The organism is Microbacterium sp. MYb64, from assembly GCF_002979495.1.
GTDB classification, from domain to species: Bacteria; Actinomycetota; Actinomycetes; order Actinomycetales; family Microbacteriaceae; genus Microbacterium; species Microbacterium azadirachtae_A.
The window spans coordinates 22,070-43,212 of the sequence record NZ_PCOW01000003.1; the positions used below are offsets into that span (position 1 = coordinate 22,070).

The 21,143-nt window shown below is 69.6% G+C and carries 19 protein-coding genes; 14 read left to right on the plus strand and 5 right to left on the minus strand.

Annotated elements, in window-relative coordinates:
• Positions 1-46: 46 nt before the first annotated feature.
• From CQ044_RS03990 to CQ044_RS04015, 6 genes are all read left to right on the plus strand, one after another.
• Positions 47-1,594 carry an amino acid permease gene (locus CQ044_RS03990; protein WP_105687038.1) on the plus strand — a complete coding sequence of 516 codons (1,548 nt, stop codon included), beginning with the start codon at positions 47-49 and terminating at the stop codon, positions 1,592-1,594.
• Positions 1,595-1,601: 7 nt separating this feature from the next.
• Entirely contained in the window at positions 1,602-2,324 is a 723-nt protein-coding gene (locus CQ044_RS03995) for a FadR/GntR family transcriptional regulator (RefSeq protein WP_052680221.1), read from the plus strand.
• Positions 2,321-3,712, plus strand: a complete 1,392-nt coding sequence (locus CQ044_RS04000; protein ID WP_258133157.1) for a glutamine synthetase family protein — start codon at positions 2,321-2,323, stop codon at positions 3,710-3,712. The genes CQ044_RS03995 and CQ044_RS04000 overlap by 4 nt, the downstream gene beginning before the upstream one ends.
• Before the next feature lie 34 nt (positions 3,713-3,746).
• On the plus strand, positions 3,747-5,150 hold the full coding sequence (locus CQ044_RS04005; RefSeq protein WP_105687040.1) for an aldehyde dehydrogenase: 1,404 nt from the start codon (positions 3,747-3,749) through the stop codon (positions 5,148-5,150).
• A gap of 62 nt (positions 5,151-5,212) precedes the next feature.
• A complete protein-coding gene (locus CQ044_RS04010; RefSeq protein ID WP_045272395.1) occupies positions 5,213-5,992 on the plus strand; it encodes a 3-oxoacyl-ACP reductase in 780 nt (259 codons plus the stop codon).
• Positions 5,985-6,710, plus strand: a complete 726-nt coding sequence (locus CQ044_RS04015; RefSeq protein ID WP_105687042.1) for a gamma-glutamyl-gamma-aminobutyrate hydrolase family protein — start codon at positions 5,985-5,987, stop codon at positions 6,708-6,710. The genes CQ044_RS04010 and CQ044_RS04015 overlap by 8 nt, the downstream gene beginning before the upstream one ends.
• Here the strand turns inward: CQ044_RS04015 and CQ044_RS04020 are convergent.
• The 5 genes from CQ044_RS04020 to CQ044_RS04040 are packed head-to-tail and all read right to left on the minus strand — an operon-like array spanning position 6,707 to position 13,479.
• Complete coding sequence (locus CQ044_RS04020; protein ID WP_105687043.1) at positions 6,707-7,864, minus strand: serine hydrolase; 1,158 nt, start codon at positions 7,862-7,864, stop codon at positions 6,707-6,709. The two genes, CQ044_RS04015 and CQ044_RS04020, sit on opposite strands and share 4 nt — an antisense overlap.
• Positions 7,858-10,479 (minus strand): alpha-L-rhamnosidase, encoded by a 2,622-nt coding sequence (locus tag CQ044_RS04025; protein ID WP_105687045.1) that lies wholly within the window; start codon positions 10,477-10,479, stop codon positions 7,858-7,860. Before CQ044_RS04025 ends, CQ044_RS04020 begins: the two co-directional genes overlap by 7 nt.
• The gene (locus CQ044_RS04030; protein ID WP_105687047.1) at positions 10,476-11,303 is read right to left on the minus strand and encodes a carbohydrate ABC transporter permease; all 828 of its coding nucleotides are present in this window, start codon (positions 11,301-11,303) and stop codon (positions 10,476-10,478) included. The genes CQ044_RS04025 and CQ044_RS04030 overlap by 4 nt, the downstream gene beginning before the upstream one ends.
• Positions 11,300-12,199: a carbohydrate ABC transporter permease gene (locus tag CQ044_RS04035; RefSeq protein WP_105687049.1), complete on the minus strand. Its 900-nt coding sequence runs from the start codon at positions 12,197-12,199 to the stop codon at positions 11,300-11,302. The genes CQ044_RS04030 and CQ044_RS04035 overlap by 4 nt, the downstream gene beginning before the upstream one ends.
• Positions 12,193-13,479, minus strand: coding sequence for an ABC transporter substrate-binding protein (locus tag CQ044_RS04040; protein ID WP_105687051.1), 1,287 nt, complete (start codon positions 13,477-13,479; stop codon positions 12,193-12,195). Before CQ044_RS04040 ends, CQ044_RS04035 begins: the two co-directional genes overlap by 7 nt.
• 146 nt (positions 13,480-13,625) lie before the next feature.
• On the opposite strand from CQ044_RS04040, the gene CQ044_RS04045 reads away from it, so the two are divergent.
• From CQ044_RS04045 to der, 8 genes are all read left to right on the plus strand, one after another.
• Positions 13,626-14,654 carry a LacI family DNA-binding transcriptional regulator gene (locus CQ044_RS04045; RefSeq protein WP_105687052.1) on the plus strand — a complete coding sequence of 343 codons (1,029 nt, stop codon included), beginning with the start codon at positions 13,626-13,628 and terminating at the stop codon, positions 14,652-14,654.
• 80 nt (positions 14,655-14,734) lie between these two features.
• Entirely contained in the window at positions 14,735-15,598 is an 864-nt protein-coding gene (locus CQ044_RS04050; RefSeq protein WP_045272403.1) for a ParA family protein, read from the plus strand.
• The gene (locus CQ044_RS04055; RefSeq protein ID WP_045272404.1) at positions 15,582-16,415 is read left to right on the plus strand and encodes a ScpA family protein; all 834 of its coding nucleotides are present in this window, start codon (positions 15,582-15,584) and stop codon (positions 16,413-16,415) included. The genes CQ044_RS04050 and CQ044_RS04055 overlap by 17 nt, the downstream gene beginning before the upstream one ends.
• On the plus strand, positions 16,405-16,986 hold the full coding sequence (gene scpB / locus CQ044_RS04060) for an SMC-Scp complex subunit ScpB (RefSeq protein WP_105687053.1): 582 nt from the start codon (positions 16,405-16,407) through the stop codon (positions 16,984-16,986). Before CQ044_RS04055 ends, scpB begins: the two co-directional genes overlap by 11 nt.
• Positions 16,983-17,810 carry a pseudouridine synthase gene (locus CQ044_RS04065; protein ID WP_235281760.1) on the plus strand — a complete coding sequence of 276 codons (828 nt, stop codon included), beginning with the start codon at positions 16,983-16,985 and terminating at the stop codon, positions 17,808-17,810. The genes scpB and CQ044_RS04065 overlap by 4 nt, the downstream gene beginning before the upstream one ends.
• Positions 17,807-18,928 (plus strand): prephenate dehydrogenase, encoded by a 1,122-nt coding sequence (locus CQ044_RS04070; RefSeq protein WP_045272406.1) that lies wholly within the window; start codon positions 17,807-17,809, stop codon positions 18,926-18,928. Before CQ044_RS04065 ends, CQ044_RS04070 begins: the two co-directional genes overlap by 4 nt.
• Positions 18,921-19,616 carry a (d)CMP kinase gene (gene cmk / locus CQ044_RS04075; RefSeq protein WP_105687055.1) on the plus strand — a complete coding sequence of 232 codons (696 nt, stop codon included), beginning with the start codon at positions 18,921-18,923 and terminating at the stop codon, positions 19,614-19,616. The genes CQ044_RS04070 and cmk overlap by 8 nt, the downstream gene beginning before the upstream one ends.
• Entirely contained in the window at positions 19,609-21,132 is a 1,524-nt protein-coding gene (der, locus tag CQ044_RS04080; protein ID WP_105687057.1) for a ribosome biogenesis GTPase Der, read from the plus strand. The genes cmk and der overlap by 8 nt, the downstream gene beginning before the upstream one ends.
• The last annotated feature ends 11 nt before the right edge of the window (positions 21,133-21,143 follow it).

Sequence of the window (21,143 nt, forward strand, 5' to 3'; positions counted from 1 at the left end):
CAGAATCGCTGCACACGCTCCCTCCACTGAAAGCAGGCAGCATTCCATGAGCGAAACGACAAAGGCGCCGGACTCGCACCCGATCGACGACGACGCCGCAGCCCTGGCCGCCCTGGGCTACAAACAGGAACTGCATCGGGGGATGTCGGGGTTCAGCAACTTCGCCGTCTCCTTCTCGATCATCTCGATCCTCGCGGGGTGCATCACCTCGTACGCCATCGCCCTGAACTCGGGCGGCCCTTCGGCGATCACGATCGGCTGGCCGGTCGTCGGCGTCTTCGTGCTCATGGTCGCCCTCGCCATGGCGGAGGTCTGCTCGAAGTATCCGACCGCCGGCGGTCTGTACTTCTGGGCCGGCCGCCTCGCCAAGCGGAACAAGCGCCAGTGGGCGTGGACCGTGGGCTGGTTCAACTTCCTCGGCGAAGTGGCGGTGACCGCGGCCATCGACTTCGGCGCGGCGACCACGATGATGGCGTTCGCGAACCTCGTCTGGGGCATCGAGCCGACGCCGCAGACCACCTTCGCCCTCTTCGTCGTGCTGATCGTGGTGCACGGTCTGCTGAACACCTTCGGCGTCAACATCGTGAGCCTGCTCTCGAACGTGTCCGCCTGGTGGCACATCGTCGGCGTGCTCGTCATCGTCGGCGCCCTGTGGATCATGCCCACCCAGCACCAGGACGTGGGGTGGACCTTCACGCACTGGTACAACGGCACGGGCTGGTCGTTCGGTCCGTACGTGTTCCTCATGGGTCTGCTCATGGCGCAGTACACGTACACCGGCTACGACGCCTCCGCTCACGTCGCCGAGGAGACCAAGAACGCCTCGATCGCTGCCCCCAGGGGCATCGTGATGAGCGTCGTGATCTCGATCATCGGCGGCTGGATCCTGCTCTTCTCGATCACGGCGGCCATCCAGGACGGCAGTGACAAGGGGATCGCCGGCCTGCTCGGCTCCGAGACCGGACTGCCTCCGGCGCAGATCTTCCTGGACGCGCTGAACAACCCGACGATGGCGAAGTTCCTGCTGTTCATCGTCTGCGGCGCGCAGTTCTTCTGCGGCATGGCCTCGGTCACGGCGAACTCCCGGATGAGCTACGCCTTCTCGCGGGACAACGCGATCCCGGGATCGCGGATCTGGGCGAAGGTCAACAAGCGCACCGGCACGCCGACCAACTCGATCTGGCTGTGCGTCGTGCTGTCGATCATCCTCACCACGCCGGCGCTGTTCAACACCACCGCGTACCTCGCCGTGACGTCGGTGGCGGTCATCGGCCTCTACATCGCCTACGTGACACCGGTGTTCCTGCGCCGACTGGACAAGGGCTTCGTCCCCGGGCCCTGGAACCTGGGGCGATGGAGCGCGATCGTCGGCTGGATCGCCGTCGTCTGGGTGGTGCTCATCATCATCCTGTTCGTGCTCCCGCCGGTGAACCCGATCACGATCGACACGTTCAACTACGCGCCCGTCGCGGTCATCGTGGTCGCCCTCCTCTCGATCGTGCTGTGGTTCGCGTACGGCAAGCGCGACTTCATGGCGTCCAGCGTCGAAGCCGAGCACCTCACGATGGCGCCGGACAAGCTCCTGGAGGAATGATCACGATATGACCGACGCGATGGACTCTCCTCTGGTGGATGCGGCGCTGCATCCGGTCCGCGGCCACATGGCCTTCGAGAGCTGCGTGGAGCAGCTCGGATCGGCCATCAGACTCGGGATCTTCCGGGTGGGGACGAAGCTGCCCGGCGAGCGCGAGCTCGCAGAGAAGCTCAGCGTCTCCCGCGCCACCCTGAGAGAGGCCATCAGCGCCCTCCGTGCCGCCGGGCTCGTCACGACGACCCGGGGGCGCGGCGGGGGCACGGTCGTCCTGCCGGCCGCAGAGCGGTGGCCTGCCGACCAGACCCCGCCGCGCCGTGCGGAGATCGACGACGTGATCGTGTTCCGCTCCGTCATCGAGCCGGGCGCCGCCTACCGGGCGGCGCAGACTCCGCTGGACGAGGCGCAGCGCACGCTCCTCACCGACAGCCTCGCCGACCTCGCCGCCGCCGAGACGCCCGCCGACTACCGGCAGGCGGACGCCCGGCTGCACCTCGCCATCGCGACGGTCTGCGGATCCGACGAACTGTCCCGCTCCTGCAGCGCCGTGCAGGTGCGGATCCATCAGCTGCTCGCCGAGATCCCCTTCCTCAAGACCAACATCGACCATTCCGAGACCGAGCACCGCGCGATCGTCGCCGCCATTCTGGCCGGCGCCGCCGACCGGGCCCGCGACATCATGACCGCGCACTGCGACGCCACCGCCGCACTCCTCAAGGGACTTCTGAAATGACCCGCAACCCACTCGACCTCCCCGCCCGCAACGACCGCATGCTCACCGTCGACCAGCTGCGCGGGCGCATCCTCGACGGCTCGCTCGACACCGTGATCCTCGCGTTCACCGACATGCAGGGGAGGCTGCAGGGCAAGCTCCTGCACGCGCGCTTCTTCCTCGACTCGGTGCTCGGCCACGGCACAGAGGGATGCAACTACCTGCTCGCGGTCGACGTCGAGATGAACACGGTCGACGGCTATGCGCACGCGTCGTGGGCGGACGGCTACGGCGACATGGAGTTCGTGCTGGACCTCGCGACCATCCGGCTCCTGCCGCACCGGCCGGGAACCGTGATGATCCAGTGCGACCTCGCGGGGACCAACGGAGTCTCCGTGCGGGTCTCGCCGCGGGAGATCCTGCGCGCGCAGACAGAGCGCGCCGCCTCCCACGGCTGGAAGGCGCTCGCCGGGACCGAGCTCGAGTTCGTGATCTTCAACACCCCCTACGACCAGGCGTGGGACACCGGCTATCGCGACCTGGAGCCGGCCAACCGCTACAACATCGACTACTCGATCCTCGGATCCACGCTCGTCGAGCCGCTGCTGCGCGAGATCCGCAACACGATGTACGCCTCGGGGCTCAACGTGGAGTCGGCGAAGGGGGAGTGCAACTTCGGTCAGCACGAGATCGCCTTCCTCTACGACGAGGTCATCGCCACGGCGGACAACCACACGTACTACAAGACGGCGTCGAAGGACATCGCGCGTCAGCACGGGCAATCGATCACCTTCATGGCGAAGCCGAACCAGCGCGAGGGGAACTCCTGCCACGTGCACATGTCGCTGCGCGGCAAGGACGACGACGCCCTGGTGTTCTGGGACGCGGAGCGCGGGGTCCGCACGGCGCTGTACGACCACTTCATCGCCGGCGTGCTCGCGACCATGCGCGACTTCACGCTCTTCTACGCCCCCAACATCAACTCGTACAAGCGGTTCGTGAAGGGATCCTTCGCGCCGACCGCGGTGGCCTGGGGCATCGACAACCGCACGAGCTCGGTGCGCCTGGTCGGACAGGGCAAGGGCGCGCGCATGGAGAACCGCCTGCCCGGCGGGGACATGAATCCGTACCTGGGCCTCGCGGCCATGCTCGCGGGCGGTCTGTACGGCATCGAGCACGAGCTGACGCTGGAGCCGGAGACGAAGGGCAACGCGTACGAGTCCGGCGCCCCGACGGTGCCGTCCACGATGCACGAGGCGCGCGAGGCGCTCGCGCAGTCCGCCATCGCGAACGAGGTCTTCGGCGAGGACGTGGTGCGCCACTACGTCAACTACGCCGACGTCGAGATCGCGGCCTTCGACGCGGCGGTGACCGATTGGGAGCTGCGCCGCGGCTTCGAGCGGCTGTGAACGGGTTCATCGGAGATTTCGAAAGGCTGAGCGCATGAGGATCCCTTCTTCCCGCTACGGCGCCGCCGGCGCCTTCACCGTCCTGAACCCCGCGACCGGACAGCCGGTGGGGGAGGTCGGACTCGCGGACCTCGCCGAGACCGACGCGGCCATCGAACGCGCCCACCGCGCCTATCCCGCGTGGCGGGCGATCGCCCCCGGCGATCGCGCCCGGCTGCTGCGCTCTTTCGCGAGCGTCGTCGAGGCGCACATCGACGAGCTCGCCGCCCTCGAGGTCGCGAACGCCGGCCACACGATCGGCAACGCGCGCTGGGAGGCGGGCAACGTCCGTGACGTGCTGAACTACTACAGCGCGAGCCCCGAGCGGCACTTCGGCAAGCAGATCCCCGTGGACGGCGGGATCGACGTCACGTTCCATGAACCGCTCGGTGTCGTCGGCATCATCGTGCCGTGGAACTTCCCGATGCCGATCGCCGGCTGGGGGTTCGCGCCCGCGCTCGCCGCGGGCAACACGGTGGTGCTCAAGCCCGCCGAGCTCACCCCGCTGACCGCGATGCGCCTCGGAGAGCTCGCCCTGGAGGCCGGACTCCCGGAGGGCGTCTTCACGGTCATCACCGGCAAGGGCAGCGTGGTGGGGGACCGCTTCGTCACGAATCCGCTCGTGCGCAAGGTGTGCTTCACCGGATCCACCGAGGTGGGCAAGGGGATCATGCGCGGCTGCGCCGATCAGATCAAGCGCGTGACGCTCGAGCTCGGCGGCAAGAACGCGAACATCGTGTTCGACGACGCGGACCTCGAGGCGGCGGCCGCGGCGGCCCCGGGTGGAGGACTCGACAACGCGGGCCAGGATTGCTGCGCCCGCTCCCGGATCCTCGTGCAGGAGAACGTGTACGACCGGTTCCTCGAGCTGCTGCAGCCCGCGGTCGAGGCGTTCCGGGTCAAGGATCCGTCCGCGGAGGATGCGGAGATGGGGCCGATGGTCTCGGCGCGGCAGCGCGACGCGGTCGCGGCGCACCTGGACGGCGCCGACATCGCGTTCCGCGGACAGAGCGCCGCGGGCGCGGACTGGGACGGCGGGTTCTGGCTCGCCCCCGCGGTCGTGCTGCCGCGGAGCGCGAGCGATCCCGTGTGGGCGCAGGAGCTCTTCGGCCCGGTGCTCGCCGTGATGCCGTTCCGCGACGAGGCCGACGCGATCGCGAAGGCCAACGACACCGAGTACGGGCTCTCCGGATCCATCTTCAGCCGCGACGTCGGCCGGGCGCTGCGCGTCGCCCGCGGCGTCGAGAGCGGCAATCTCTCGATCAACTCGCACTCGTCCGTGCGCTACTGGACCCCCTTCGGCGGGTTCAAGCAGTCGGGGCTCGGGCGCGAGCTCGGGCCGGACGCGCCGGACTCCTTCTCCGAGGTGAAGAACGTGTTCATCTCCACGACGTACTGATCCAAGACGTACGGATCCAAAACGTACTGAACCCTCCCCACACAGCGAAAGGCAACACAGGAATGGGAAAGCTCGAAGGCAAGGTCGGCGTCATCACCGGCGGCTGCAGCGGTATCGGACTGGCGACGGCGAAGAAGTTCGTGGCGGAGGGGGCGAAGGTCGTGATCGGCGACCTCGATGAGGCGAACGGCCCCCGCATCGCGGAGGAGCTCGGCGGGGTCTTCGTGTCCGTGAACGTCACGGATCAGGCCCAGGTGGAGAACCTCTTCAAGGTCGCGCACGACACCTACGGTCGCATCGACATCGCCTTCAACAACGCCGGGATCTCGCCGGCGTCCGACGATTCGATCCTCAAGACCGGGATCGACGCGTGGAACCTGGTGCAGGACGTCAACCTCACCAGCGTCTACTACTGCTGCAAAGCCGTGCTGCCGTACATGCTCGAGCAGGGGAGCGGATCCATCATCAATACGGCCTCGTTCGTGGCGATCATGGGCGCGGCGACCTCGCAGATCTCCTATACGGCGTCCAAGGGCGGCGTGCTCGCGATGACCCGTGAGCTCGGCGTGCAGTTCGCCCGCAAGGGCATCCGCGTCAATGCGCTCTGCCCCGGTCCGGTGAACACCCCGCTGCTGCAGGAGCTCTTCGCGAAGGACCCCGAGCGCGCCGCGCGCCGGCTCGTGCACGTCCCGATGGGGCGCTTCGCCGAGCCGGAGGAGATCGCGAACGCGGTGGCGTTCCTCGGCAGCGATGAATCGAGCTTCATCACGGCGATGGACTTCCTCGTCGACGGCGGTCTCTCGAACGCGTACGTGACGCCGCTGGACTCGGACTTTGACTGAGCAGCGCCCCGTCGTCGGGCTCACGACCTACCGCCAGGCCGCCGATTGGGGCACCTGGCGGCAGGTCGAGGCAGACCTCCTCCCGAGCGACTACGCGCGCTCGATCGAGCGGGCCGGCGGCGTGCCACTGCTGCTGCCGCCGGTGGCGGCCCCGGGGGCGGCGGGCGATGTGCTCGCGCGCCTGGACGGGCTCCTCATCGCGGGCGGAGCGGACGTGAACCCCGCCCGCTACGGGCAGGAGCCGGACCCGAGCGTGGTGCGCTGGTACGACGATCGTGACGCGTGGGAGCTCGCGCTGCTCGCCGAAGCGGAGCGGATCCGTCTGCCTCTCCTCGGGATCTGCCGCGGAATGCAGCTCATGGCGGTCGCGGCCGGGGGAACACTCGTGCAGCATCTTCCCGACGTGGTCGGCCACGACCAGCACGGGGGAGGACCGACGTCGTACGGCTCGGCCTCGGTGCGCGTCGATGCGGAGGGACGGGTCGCCGGGCTGGTGGCGTCCGAGATCGCGGTCCCCGTGCACCACCACCAGGCGGTCGCGCAGCATCCCGGTTACCGCCCGGTCGCGCACGACGCGGACGGCGTGCTGCAGGCCATGGAGGCCGAGGGCGATCGGTTCGCGGTCGGCGTGCAGTGGCATCCGGAGACCGATGACGATCCCGGTCTGTTCGACGGGCTGGTCGCGGCGGCACGCGAACGCGCCGCCGCGCGCCGCTAGCCGGAGAAGACTCCGGCGACGGCATCGGCGATCTCTCGATCACGTCGGGCTCCCGCGATGCCGTCGCGCTCGGCTCCGCTGATCAGGAACGCGAACGAGTAGCCGTAGTCGGGATCGGCGAAACCGAGCTGCCCGCCGAATCCGGGGTGGCCGAAGGTGCGCGCCGAGGTGCGCGTTCCGTGGTGGCGCACGGGAAGGCGGAGCCCGAGCGCGGGCAGTTCCGCGTAGGGAACGCCCTCGCCGGCGATCGTCAGGCATCCGACCGTCCTGTTCGCAGGGGCGCCGCCGCGTCCCTCATCGGCCAGGACGTTGCGGCTCTCCCGTGTCGCGCTGTTCAGGACGTCGTCATCCCACAGCGCGGGACGACCGTGCAGGAGCGCCTGATAGAAGAGCGCCAGCGAGGATGCGTCGGAGATCACGCCTCCGCCGGGCACACCCGCGGCGATGAGGGCGGGATCCCGCCCGATGCCGAGCGCGAGGGCGTTCACCGCGTCCAGCTGGGCGGAGGTGAGCGGCTGACCGAGCGTCGCCTCCGCGAACGCGAGGTCATACGCTCCCACCAGCTCGGCCGGCTCGATGCCGTGTTGCGCAGAGAGAGGCACCCCCAGCTGCATGCGATCGAGCCCGAGGGGATCGAGGATGAGGTGACGCAGGGCTTCGCGATGGTCGAGTCCTGTCGTGCGTCGCACGATCTCGGCGAGCACCCAGTGGGCGGAGACGGGGTGATAGGCGTAGGCCGTGCCCGGCGCGGTCTCGAGGGACGCCGCGGCGAGCTCTGCTGCGCGACGTGCCGGGTCGATGGCGCTGTCGCGGGCCGGCCAGCAGGACGGGATGCCCGCCGTGAACAGGAGCAGCTGCTCGATCGTCACGTCGTGCTTCCCGCCCGCGGCGAACTCCGGCCACAGATCGGCGACGCGGGAGCCGAGATCGAGCGTCCCTGCGCTCGAGAGGTGCAGGATGAGCGAGGCGAAGACGGGCTTGCTCGCCGAGAAGATGCAGAAACGGGAGTCCGCGTCGGCGTGACCCAGCGCGCCCGCATGCACGACGCCGCCGTTCATGGCCAAGGCGTACTGGGCGGCAGGGGCTCCGCTCTCCTCGACCACGCGGGCGAGGGTGGCATCGAGCTCGGAGATTCTCTTCTCGGTGATCACCATGCGGTGCTCCTTTCTGATCGGCTGCGGATCGCGGCGGTGCGCACATGGGTGCCGGCGCCGACGTGTTCGGGGGCGGCGCCGGGGAGGTCCAGCAGCGCGCGGGTGCCGACCGGCACCTGCACCTCGACAGTGAGGACGTCGTCGGCCGCCCGCCAGGACACGGCGATCCGCCCGTGCGGACTCAGGTGCGCCGTGGCGCCCTCGGTGATGTCCTCGTGCGGCCTCGGCGCGACGACGAACTCCGACCAACCGGGGGCGGTGCGACGGAGGCCGCCGATGTTCTGATGCATCCAGTCCGCCACTGCTCCGAACGCATAGTGATTGAACGACGTCATCTCGCCGGGATGGATGCTTCCGTCGGGCAGCATGCTGTCCCAGCGCTCCCAGATCGTGGTCGCCCCCATCCGAACGGCGTACAGCCAGGACGGGGCTTCGGTCTGGCGCAGCAGGGAATACGCGTCGTCGTGCGCTCCGACCGCGCTCAGCGCGTGGAGCACGACCGGGGTGCCGACGAAGCCGGTGCCGATCCGATGGCCGTCTGCGCGCACGAGCCGCACCAGTTCGGCCCCTGCCCTCGCCCGCAGGCGGCTCGGGAGCAGATCGAAGTGGAGCGCCAGTGCGTACGCGGTCTGCGAAGGGCGCAGAAGCAGCCCTGATCGGTCGTCGAGGAAGCGCCGCCGGAGCGCCCTGACCACCTCATCGGCCAGGGCGGCCCAACGGCGTGCGTCCTCGTGCCATCCCAGCACCTCTGCGGCCTCGGCGAGGAGCCGGGCCGAACGGGCGAAGTAGGCCGTCGCGACGAAGGCGGGATCGGTGCGCCCGGCAGCCGGGTCATCCGCGGGCGCGCTCGGGTCGAGCCAGTCGCCGAACTGGAAGCCGGTGTCCCACACCCGCTCCGCACCGGCGAGCCGCTGCACCTGTTCGACCCATGCGCACATGCTCGGGTACTGGCGTTCGAGGAGTCCCGCGTCCGCGGTGGCCTCGTAGAGCGCCATCGGCACGATCACCGCCGCATCGCCCCAGACCGCGGCCGGCCGCGGATCGAGCCCTGGCAGGTGCCGCACGTCGTCGGGGACGGGCAGCTCCGGCACGAAGTACGGAACCGTGCCATCTTCCTTCTGCTCCGCGGAGAGGTCTTCGAGCCAGGATCCGAGCAGGCCGGCGCAATCGTAGAGATAGGTCGCGGTGGGTGCGAACACCGCGATGTCGCCCGTCCAGCCGAGGCGCTCGTCGCGCTGGGGGCAGTCCGTGGGGATGTCCACGAAGTTGCCGCGCATGGCCCACACGACGTTCTCGTGCAGCCGGTTCAGCAGCGGATCGGAGCAGGAGAACCACCCGGTCCTCGTCATGTCGGAGTGGACGACGACCGCTTCCAGCGCCCCGGCATCCGGTCCCTCGCCCGGCCAGCCCGTCACTTCGACGTACCGGAAGCCGTGGTAGGTGAAGCGGGGCTCCCAGGTGGTGGCGCCGCGGCCGTCGAGCACCAGGGAGTCCTCCGCCGACGCCGTGCGCAGCGGACGGGTCCCCAGTTCGCCGTCCTCGAGGACCTCGGCGTGCCGCAGCCCGATGCGCGTGCCGGCCGGTCCGTCGACCCGCACCCGGAGCCAGCCCACGAGATTCTGACCGAAGTCCACGAGGGTCCGCCCTGCCGGGGACGTCCAGATCCGCTGGGCGGCGAGCGTCTCCGTGGCCCGGACAGGGGGCGCGCTGGGAGCGACCAGGCGTGCGGAAGGGGCCTCGTGCACCGTCACCGGCCGCCAGCCGTCGGCGGAGGTCCAGTCCACATCGAGGCGCGCGTCCCAGGTCTCGCCGTCGTAGAGCCCCGCGGTGCGGACGGGACCCGAGCGCCATTCCCAGGAACCGTCGGTGCCGTGCACTTCGCGGCGGCCGTCCGAGAAGTCGAGCTCGAGCTGAGCGAGGAATCCGAGCCGGGAGCCGTACACCTCTTCGCGGGCGATCAGCGGGAAGCCCAGTCTGCCGCGGTACCAGCCGTCGGCGAGGAGCGCACCGATCGTCAGGCGGCCCTCCCGTGCGCAGCGGGTCAGGTCGTGGGTCCGGTAGCGCAGCCGGTGGTGGTAGCTCTGCCACCCGGGCTCCAGGAGGGCGTCGTCGATGGGCGCCCCGTCGACGGTCACGGTGTAGAGGCCGTGGGCGCTCGAGCGCAGCCGGGCGCGGACGACCTCGCCGTGGACCTCGTAGATGCGCCGCACGACGGGAGGGGGCTCGGCCGAGGACGTGGTCGGAGCGCCGACGAAGGATCCGACCCATTCGCCCGCTTCGAGCAGGCCCGCCTCCACGAACGACGGCGGGCTCCATCGCGAGACCGTGCCGTCGTCGAAGACGACGCGCACCTGGAGGGAGCGTCGCTCGCCCGAAGTCAGGTCCTGCGCCGGCCAGGGCTCCAGGACTCCGGCAGAGCCGGTGAGCACGAAGACCGCCTCCTCCCCGGCGTCCGCCACACGCAGCTCGCACGAGACGGCCGCAGCCCGGTCGGGGTGGATCGGCCGCGTCCATGACAGTCGAGGCCGGCGCTCGCCGATGCCCAGCACATTCGGTCCGAGGTGCTCGAAGCGGATGGGCGACGGCGCGAGATCATCGCGGACCGGCGCGGTCATCCCTTCACCCCGCCTTCGGTGAGCCCGGCGAGGACGCGGCGCTGGGCGACCAGGTAGACGACGATGAGGGGCAGGCTGGTCATGATCACATGCGCGAACACGAGGTTCCAGTTCAGCGTGGTGGTCGACGCCGATGCGAACGAGAACAGCGTGAGGGGCAGAGTCGCGTTCGCAGAGGTCTTCAGCAGGAGCAGCGCGAAGAAGAAGTCGTTCCACACCTGGATCACCAGGAGCACGCCGCCCACGAACAGCGTCGGCCGCAGCAGCGGCAGCATCACCGAGACGAAGATGCGCAGGCGGTGGGCGCCGTCGATCGCGGCGGCCTCCTCGAGCTCCACCGGGATGCTGCGCACGAAGCCCGTCGTCAGGAAGACGATCAGCCCCATCCTGGTGCCCATCATCATGAGGGCGTATCCGGCGATCGACCCGTCCAGGTGAAGGGTGGAGAGCAGGAAGAGCGTCGGGATCACCGCGGGAGGCAGAAGGATCGAGAGCGAGGTGATGTAGAAGAAGACCTGGAACGAGCGACGGGTGCTGCGCGCATAGCCCCAGGCGGCCATGGCCCCCAGCAGCAGGACGACGACGATCGTCGGCACGGCCACGAGGGCGCTGTTGCGCAGGCCGACGAGATAGTGACCCTTCGTGAAGACCGCGGCGTAGTTCTCCACGAGAGCCCACTGCTCGGGCAGCGCGAGAGACAGGTCCGCCGCCTCCGCCGGTGACTTGAACGAGTTCACCACGAGGAGCCAGAACGGGATGACGATCCACGGAACGGCGAAGAGCGAGATCGCGGTGTATTTCAGGATGAGGCGGAACCGGATCATGCGATCTCCCGTCGACGGAGCCAGGCCACCAGGGGCAGGGCGATCAGCACCACCAGGATCGTGACGGTCAGGCTCAGCGTGCTCGCCGTCCCGAAGTACGACTGCCCGAACTGCTGCTGGACGGCCACGTTGAGGGTCTGCGTCGAGACGCCGGGACCGCCGGAGGTCGTCGACGCGATGATGTCGTACGCGCTCAGGGCTCCGATCAGCGTCGTGACCACGTTGAAGGTGAAGGCCGGTGCGAGAAGAGGGAACACGATGCGCCAGAACCGCTGCGACGGAGAGGCGCCGTCGATCTCCGCGGCCTCGAGCAGGGACGCGGGGATGCTGTTGAGGCCTGCGATGTACACGAGCGTCGCGATACCGGACCATTTCCAGGCGTCGATGAAGGCGACTGTGACGAGAGCGGCGACCGGATCGCCGAGCCATGCGAGGTCGAACCCGGGGACGAACACGCCGATCGCATCGTTGAGCACCCCGTTCGGTGCGACGATCGCGCGCCAGATGTATCCGGCGGCGAGGGGCGAGATGAGCACCGGCAGGAAGAACAGCGAGCGGAAGAAGGCGTTGGCGCGCGTCGTCTCGCGCAGGGCGTTGGCGAGGGAGAGCGCCACGACGTTCTGGATCACCATCGCGATGACGGCGTACACCAGCGTGATGATGATCGCGTTGCTCAGAGTTCCGGATCGCCACAGCAGGATCCAATTGGCGAATCCGGTGAAGCGGATGTCGTTCGAATAGCCGCTCCAGGACGAGAACGCGAACGGCAGGTTCAGCACGAACGGGATGAGGAAGAACAGCACGACCAGGACGAGAGAGGGGAGTGCGAACCAGATCCAGCCCGCTCGGCGGCGAGTGCGGCCCGCCGCCGAGCGGGGCGCCGAGGCGATCACCATCCGGGCAGACCAGCCGCCGTCGACGCCTGCTCGACCGCGGCCTGCACGGTGCGGGCGGCGTCCTCCGGCGTCGTCTGGCGGGCCAGGAGCTTGGAGGTCTCGGTCGCCAGCGCGCCGAATCCCGCGACATTCGAGTTGAAGGCGATGCTGGAGTCGCCTTGATAGGCCGACTGGTAGCTCAGCTGGAGCTCGGAGAAGCCCTTCGGCGTCTTCGCGGTGTCGATCACGGGGAACGAATTCCCGTTGTCGACGAGCTTCTGGTAGCCCGCCCCCGTCGCGTACTCGATGAAGGAGAGCGCGGCCTTCTCCTTGGCGGCGTCGCCGGTCTTGGGCGCGTAGTAGGTGCCCAGGGGCCCGCCCGCCCACGAGGCCACAGGCGACGACGACGACACGGGGACGAAGCCGACGGCCGCCGAGAGGGCGTCAGGGGATCCGCCGGCATCGGCGAGGAGCGACGCGTAGGTGTCGGAGTGCAGTGCGGTCATCGCCGCCTTGCCCTCGAGGACCGCCTTCAGGCCGTCCTCGAACGTCGCGGAGGTGGCGTCCGCATTGAAGCAGCCGCCGTCACGGAGTCCGGCGTACGCCGTCAGGCCCGCGAGGAACGGGCTGCCCGCGGCGTCCAGCGCCTCCTTGTTGCCTCCGATGGCCGCGCCGTACTCGTTGCCCGAGTTGTGATCGGCGACGTAGAGCAGGGGCAGGACCTGGGTGGGCCACACGCTCCCGCCGGACTCCCAGATCGGCGCCACTCCGGCCGGCTTCAGCGCCGTGCAGAGCGTGCTGAGATCGTCGAAGCTCCGTGGCGGCTGGAGGCCGTGATCGGCGAGCACGGCCTTGTTGTAGTAGATCCCGAAGACCGAGGGGAAGCCGGTGACGGCCGCGTACACCGTGCCGTCCAGGGATCCCATGGACGCGTACAGGTCTCCCGATGCCTTGACGAACTCCATCTGGGTCAGATCCTGCATGTTCTTCTCAGGATTGAGCGTGAGCAGGTTGGCGACGGTCGGATGGAACTCGAGCAGGTCGGGTCGATCTCCGGTGGCCCACTTGGTGAGGATGGTCGTCTCGAACGAGTCGGAGGGGACGTCCACGAGCTCGATCGCGATGCCCGTCTTGGCCTCGAAATCCTTGTACAGCTGGAGCAGGGCGGGGGAGTCCGCGGAGTTGTGCCACATCGTCAGCGATGTCGGCTCCGTGCCGCCGTCAGCGGGCGCGGTGCACCCGGCGAGCACGAGGGAGGCGCCGGCGGCTACGGCCCCGGCGAGCAGTACGCGAGTCTTCATTGGTCACTCCGTTGGGTCCAGCGGTCGGGTTTCAAAGATTGACTAGAACGTTCTTCTAGACCGTTCTAGTGGCATAATCTAGGGAAGCCGCCGACTCGCTGTCAAGCATTCGATCCATCGAGTACCGGGGAGGATGAAGAGGGAGTATGACCGACACCAAGCCCGCTGAGCGCAGGCCGACCATCCGCGACGTCGCCGCGCGGGCCCAGGTCTCCACGGCGAGCGCCTCGCTGGTGCTGCGCAAGGCGCCGGGCATCAGCGATGAGACCCGGCAGCGCGTCGAGGCGGCGATGAAGGAACTCGGGTACCGCCCGATGGCATCGGCGCGAGGGATGCGCGGCAAGACGTTCACGCTCGGCGTGCTCGTCTCCGACATCCAGAACCCGTTCTTCGGCATGCTCCTCGACGGCGTCGCGGCCGCCGTGGCCGGATCCGGCTACGAGCCGCTCGTCGGCCCCGCCGGTCCGACGCGCGCGACGCAGAGCAGGATGCTGGAGGCGATGCGGGATCGGCAGATGGACGGACTCGTGCTCATCGCGCCCCATCTGCGGGAGGACGACCTCGAGGACGTGGCCAGGCACATCCCGACCGTCGTGATCGGTCGCCATGGTCCGGCCGACTCCTTCGACACCGTGGCGGGGGACGACGCGCTGGGGTCGCGCCTCATCGTGGACCATCTGGTGGCGCAGGGGCACCAGCGCATCACGTACGTGACGCACTCCGGACCGGATCCGGATGACCACAGGCGCCCCGAACTCGTCCGAGAGCGCGGGTACCTCGATGCCATGCGCGCCCACGGGCTGGACGAGTTCATCGATGTGGTCCCGGCCGAGTGGAGCCTGGAGGGAGGCAGGCGGGCCGGGGAGCTGCTGCGCGGCAGAGACCGACAGCCCACGGCGATCCATGCCGGAGCGGACATCGCGGCCTTCGGCCTCATGGCTGAGCTGTGGACCGACGCCGGCGACCGGAGGCCCGCCCTCGTCGGATACGACAACACGCCCACGGCGGCGCTGCCGCCGGTCGGGCTGAGCTCCGTCGACCAGTCGGGCTTCGAGATGGGGCGTCGTGCCGCCGCGCTGCTTCTGGAGCGGCTCGACGGGCGCACCGAGGCCCGCCATGTGGTGACGACACCGCGGCTCGTCGTCCGTGCGTCGTCCCAGGGCGACGCCCGCTGATCCGGCGGTCCGGCGTGTGGGGCCGGGGCCGGAACCTCCTCGGCGGCTATGATCGATCGAGCACGACGAGCAGGAGAAACGTGGCGAAGAAGACGAAGGACGACACCCCGATCGGGCCGACCGGGCGTCCCTACCAGGGCTTCCCCATCCCTGCTCCGCTGAAGGCGCACGGTCCCGCGCGGATCATCGCCCTCTGCAACCAGAAGGGCGGCGTCGGCAAGACCACGACGTCGATCAACCTCGCGGCAGCCTTCGCCGAGTACGGGCGGAAGGTTCTCGCGGTCGACTTCGACCCGCAGGGCGCGCTCTCGGCGGGCCTCGGGATCCCCACCCACGAGATCCCCACGGTCTACGACCTGCTGCTGGACACCAAGCGCGACGTGCATGAGGCGATCGTCCACACGCACGTCGAGGGGCTCGATCTGATCCCCGCGAACATCGACCTGTCGGCCGCCGAGGTGCACCTCGTCAACGAGGTCGCCCGCGAGACGATCCTCTCCCGCGTGCTGCGCCAGGTGGCGGGGGAGTACGACGTCATCCTCATCGACTGCCAGCCCTCGCTGGGCCTGCTCACGGTGAACGCCCTCACGGCGGCGCACGGCGTGCTCATCCCGCTGGAGTGCGAGTTCTTCGCCCTGCGCGGTGTCGCGCTGCTCATCGAGACGATCGACAAGGTGCGCGACCGCCTCAACCCCTCGATCACCCTCGACGGCCTGCTCGCGACGATGTACGACGCGCGGACCCTGCATTCCCGCGAGGTGCTGGAGCGCGTGGTCGAGGCGTTCGGCGACGACGTGCTGGAGACCGTGATCGGGCGCACCGTCAAGTTCCCCGACGCCTCGGTGTCGGGCGTGCCGATCACCGAGTTCGCGCCGGAGCACCCCGCCGCACAGGCGTACCTGCGACTGGCCCGGGAGCTGGTCGCTCGTGGCGCCGTCGCCTGACGCGATCCCCGAGGACGCCCCGATCCCTGAACCCGAATCCGGGTTCCGTGTGTCCCTGTCGAACTTCGACGGGCCGTTCGACCTGCTGCTGAACCTCATCTCGAAGCACGAGATGGACATCACAGAGGTGTCGTTGAGCAGGGTCACCGACGATTTCATCGCGTACCTGCGCGAACTCGGACCTGACGAGGACCTCGACGAGACGAGCGAGTTCCTCGTCGTCGCGGCGACCCTGCTGGACATGAAGGTCGCAGGGCTCCTGCCGCAGGGGGAGCTGGTGGACGCCGAGTCCGTCGCGCTCCTGGAAGCCAGGGATCTGCTGTTCGCGCGGCTGCTGCAGTACCGGGCGTTCAAAGAGGTGTCGACCTGGTTCGCACGCAGCCTGCAGTACGAGGACCGGCGTCACGCCCGCGCGGTGCGGTTGGACGAGAAGCACCGCGCGCGCACGCCGGAGCTGGTGTGGACGCTCAGCGCGGCCGACTTCGGCACGCTCGCCCTGCTCGCGTTCGCGCCGAAGGAGATCCCCACGGTCGGCCTCGACCACCTGCACGCGCCGCTCGTCAGCATCCGGGAACAGGCCGCGATCGTGGTCACGCTGCTGCGCAGCCGGGAATCCGTGACTTTCCGTGAGATCGTGGCAGGGGCCCTGGAGCCAGGAGTCGTGGTGGCGCGCTTCCTCTCCGTGCTGGAGCTGTACCGGCACGCGGCGCTCTCCTTCGAGCAGCTGGAGCCGCTCGGCGAGCTGACCCTGCGATGGTCGGCCGAGCAGTGGACCGACGAGATGCTGGCGACGTTGGGAGCCGACTATGACCGATGACACCACGACCGATGACACCGAGCAGCCGCTCACGGAGAAGCTCGAGGCGATCCTGCTCATCATCGACGAGCCGCACAGCCTCGTCTCCCTCGCCGCCGCCGTCGGCGCCCCCGTGCCTGCGGTGCGGCAGGCGATCGAGTCCCTCGTCGACGAGTACGACGGCCGGGGACAGGGCCCGCGGCGCGGCTTCGAGTTGCGCGAGGTCGGCGGAGGCTGGCGGCTCTACGTGCGCGAGGACTACGACGACCTCGTCGCGGACTTCGTGGGCGGGCAGGCTCCGGCACGACTGTCGCAGGCGGCGCTCGAGACCCTCGCGGTGATCGCGTACAAGCAGCCGGTCACCCGCAGCCAGGTCGCCTCGATCCGCGCTGTCAACGTCGACTCCGTGGTGCGCACGCTCGTGGGGCGCGGGCTCATCACCGAGCTCTTCCAGGACTCCGAGACCGGTGCGATCAACTACGGCACGACGGACGCGCTGCTGCAGAACCTCGGCATCAACTCGCTCGACGAGCTGCCGCCGATCTCGCCGCTGCTCGACGACGGCTCAGAAGGATTCAGCGAAAGGGCATGATGTCGACCGAAACACCCCCTGCCGGTTTCTCAGAGAACGGCGTGCGCCTGCAGAAGGTGCTCGCGAACGCGGGCGTCGCATCGCGGCGCGTGATCGAGCAGTACATCGTCGAGGGACGGATCCGCGTGAACGGATCCGTCGTCACCGAACTCGGCCGGCGGATCGACCCGGAGAACGACCTGGTCGACGTGGACGGCACGGCCGTGCAGCTCGACACCGGCAAGCGCTACGTCATGCTGAACAAGCCCACCGGCGTGGTCTCCTCGATGAAGGACGAGAAGGGGCGGGCGGATCTGCGCCGCTTCACCAAGGACTACGAGGAGCGGCTCTACAACGTCGGGCGCCTGGACGCCGAGACCAGCGGGCTGCTCATCCTCACGAACGATGGCGACCTCGCCCACGTGCTCGCGCACCCCTCCTTCGGCGTGACCAAGGTCTACATCGCCAAGGTCGAGGGCGTCGTCACCGCGCAGACGATCGCGAAGCTCACGAAGGGCATCGAGCTCGAGGACGGGCTGATCGTCGCCGACAAGGCGCGCCTGCTGGACTCGTCCGCGGGATCCAGCCTCGTCGAGCTCACCCTGCACTCAGGGCGCAATCGCATCGTGCGCCGGATGCTGGCGGCGGTCGGGCATCCGGTCACCGAACTCGTGCGGCGTCAGTTCGGCCCGCTGCACCTGGGAACGCTCCCTGCGGGGAAGTCCCGCGAACTGACTAAAATCGAACTCGGCGCGCTTCTGACCCTGTCGCGCCAGGATTCCCCTGCGGAGGGCGCCTCGGATGCGCCGGCGGCCGACCGGGGAGACGCGCAGGAGAACGAGTGAGCGACACGAGCAGGACGCCGAACGAGCGTGCCGCGCGGCTGTCCGGAACCATCCGGATCGTCGGCGCGGGGCTTCTCGGCGCCAGCATCGGGCACGCCCTGACCGCGAAGGGCGTCGACGTCGCCCTCGCCGACACCTCGCCCGCGCAGCTGCGGCTCGCGATCGACTACGGCGCGGGCCGCGCCGCCCGGGAGGACGACGCCCCCTCGCTCGTGGTCGTCGCCGTCCCGCCGGACGTGACGGCGGATGTCATCGAGGCAGAGCTGGCGCGATTCCCGGACGCCGTGATCACCGATGTCGCGAGCGTCAAGCTCGAGCCGCTGCGCGTGCTCCGCGAGCGCGGCGTCGACCTGACCCGGTACATCGGATCCCATCCGCTGGCCGGTCGCGAGCGCGGGGGAGCAATCTCGGCGCGCGCCGACATCTTCATCGGCCGACCGTGGGTGGTCTGCCGCGACGAGGAGACCCGCGCGGCGGATCTCGCGCTCGTCGAAGGCCTGGCTCTCGACCTCGAGGCGATGCCGCTGGAGATGACTCCGGAGGAGCACGACCGCGCGGTCGCGCTGACCTCGCACGTTCCGCAGGTCGTCGCGAGCCTGCTCGCCGCCCGCCTCGCCGACGCCGAGGACGGCTCGCTCCGCCTCGCCGGACAGGGCGTGCGCGACACCACGCGCATCGCCGCCTCCGCCCCCGAGCTGTGGGTGCAGATCCTCGGCGCGAATGCGGCGCCCGTCGTCTCGGTGCTCGATGCGCTCGCGGCGGAGCTCGCCGAGGTCGCCGACGCGCTCCGCGACCCCGACCGCACCGGGTCCCGGCGCACGGTCGCCGAGGCGATCCGGCACGGGAACGAGGGCGTCGAGCGGCTGCCGGGCAAGCACGGCCAGAACCGCCGGTTCGAGTCGTTCGTCGTGATGATCGACGACACCGCCGGCCAGCTCGGCCGTCTCTTCGGCGAGCTCGGCGAGCTCGAGGTGAACGTCGAGGACCTGCGCCTGGAGCACTCGCCTGGCGCGCAGTTCGGCCTGGCGGAGATCAGCGTGACGCCGGCCGCCCTCCGCGGCGCGGTCGAGGGTCTCGAGGCCAGGGGATGGCGGATTGCGAGCATGCCCGATGACTGAGTCGTTCATCGTCGCGATCGACGGCCCTGCCGGATCCGGCAAATCCAGCGTGTCCAAGGCCGTCGCACGACGCCTCGGCTACGGCTTCCTGGACACGGGCGCCGCGTACCGCGCGCTGGCCTGGCACGTCCTGGACCGCGGCGAGGACACCGCCGACGAGGCTGCGGTGCTGGCCGCTGCCGCCGACTTCCCGTTCGCACAGGGGCTCGACCCCGACGACCGTCTCGTGCACGTCGGAGCGACGGACGTGACGGACGCGATCCGCGAACCGCGGGTCTCGGGCGCCGTGAGCGGCGTGGCACGCGTGCCCGCCGTGCGCGAGCAGGTGAACGACGCGTTCCGCCGGATCGCGCGAGAGGCCGAATACCCCGCCGTAGTGGTGGAGGGGCGCGACATCACGACCGTGGTCGCCCCGGACGCCCCCGTGCGGATCCTGCTCACCGCGGCTCCCGAGGTGCGCGCAGCGCGCCGGGCCGCGGAGCTCGACGCGGAGGATGCGGGGGCGGTCGCCGCCGCTCTGCATCACCGCGACGCCAAGGACAGCGCGGTGGTGGACTTCCTCACCGCCGCGGAAGGAGTCGAGGTCGTGGATTCGACCGACCTCGACTTCGAGGAGACCATCGATGCCGTGATCGCGGTGATCGAGCGACGTGCGCCCGGAGCGCAGCGAGGAGCCGACAATGGCTGACGAAGAAGAATACGAGGGCGGCGAAGACCGCCTCGCGGAGAAGCTGGACGCGATGGACGAGGAGCTCGTCGAGTCGCGCGCCGCGACCCTGCGTGCGGGCCTCGAGGACTACGACCTGGACGATGAGGACGCCGAGCTGCTCGCCGGCCTCGTCGAGGGCGAGGACGGGATCCAGTTCCTGCCCGCCCTTCCCGTCGTCGCGATCGTGGGACGGCCGAACGTCGGCAAGTCCGCGCTCGTGAACCGGATCCTGGGCCGTCGCGAGGCCGTCGTGGAGGACACCCCCGGGGTCACGCGCGACCGCGTCACGTACAAGGCCGAGTGGATGGACCGGCGCTTCACGCTGGTCGACACCGGTGGCTGGGAGCCCGACGCGAAGGGCATCGACCGGTCGGTCGCCGCGCAGGCCGAGGTCGCGATCGACCTCAGCGACGTGGTGCTGTTCGTCGTCGACGCGATGGTCGGAGCCACCTCGACCGACGAGCACGTCGTCAGGCTGCTGCGCAAGAGCGGCAAGCCGGTCTTCCTCGTCGCGAACAAGATCGACGACGCCCGGCAGGAGCCGGAGGCCGCCGCGCTGTGGAACCTGGGCCTCGGCGAGCCGTACCCGGTGTCCGCGATCCACGGACGCGGTGTCGCAGACCTCCTCGACGCGATCATGGAGAAGCTGCCCGAGGTCTCCGCCGTCGCCAAGGGCGAGATCGGCGGACCCCGCCGCGTCGCGATCCTGGGCCGGCCGAACGTGGGCAAGTCCTCGCTGCTGAACAAGGCCGCGGGGGAGGAACGCGTCGTCGTCAACGAGCTCGCGGGCACCACTCGCGACCCCGTGGACGAGGTCGTGGAGCTGGGCGGCAAGCTGTGGCGCCTCGTCGACACCGCCGGCATCCGCCGCCGCGTGCACCTGCAGCAGGGCGCGGACTTCTACGCGTCGCTGCGCACGTCGACGGCGCTGGAGAAGGCCGAAGTGGCCGTGGTCGTGCTCGACGTGAGCCAGCCGATCAGCGTGCAGGACCTGAACATCATCGACATGGTGCTCGAGTCGGGCCGCGCGCTCGTGCTCGCGTTCAACAAGTGGGACCGCTTGTTCGACGACGACATGGAGAACCAGGACCGCCGCCGGTACCTGGAGCGGGAGATCGAGCAGGACCTGGCGCATGTCGCCTGGGCCCCGCGCGTGAACATCTCGGCGAAGACCGGCCGGCACCTGGACAAGCTCGTCCCGGCGCTGGAGACGGCGCTGGAGAACTGGGACCGCCGGATCCCGACCGGCAAGTTCAACGCCTTCCTCTCCGAGCTCGTCGCCGCCCACCCGCACCCGCTGCGGGGCGGCAAGCAGCCGAGGATCCTGTTCGGCACGCAGGCGACCACGCGTCCGCCGACATTCGTGCTGTTCACGACCGGCTTCCTCGACCCCGGCTACCGCCGGTTCATCCAGCGGCGCCTGCGCGAGCTGTACGCCTTCGAGGGCACCCCGATCGTGATCAACATGCGGGTGCGCGAGCGCCGGCAGCGCTGACGGTTACGGCG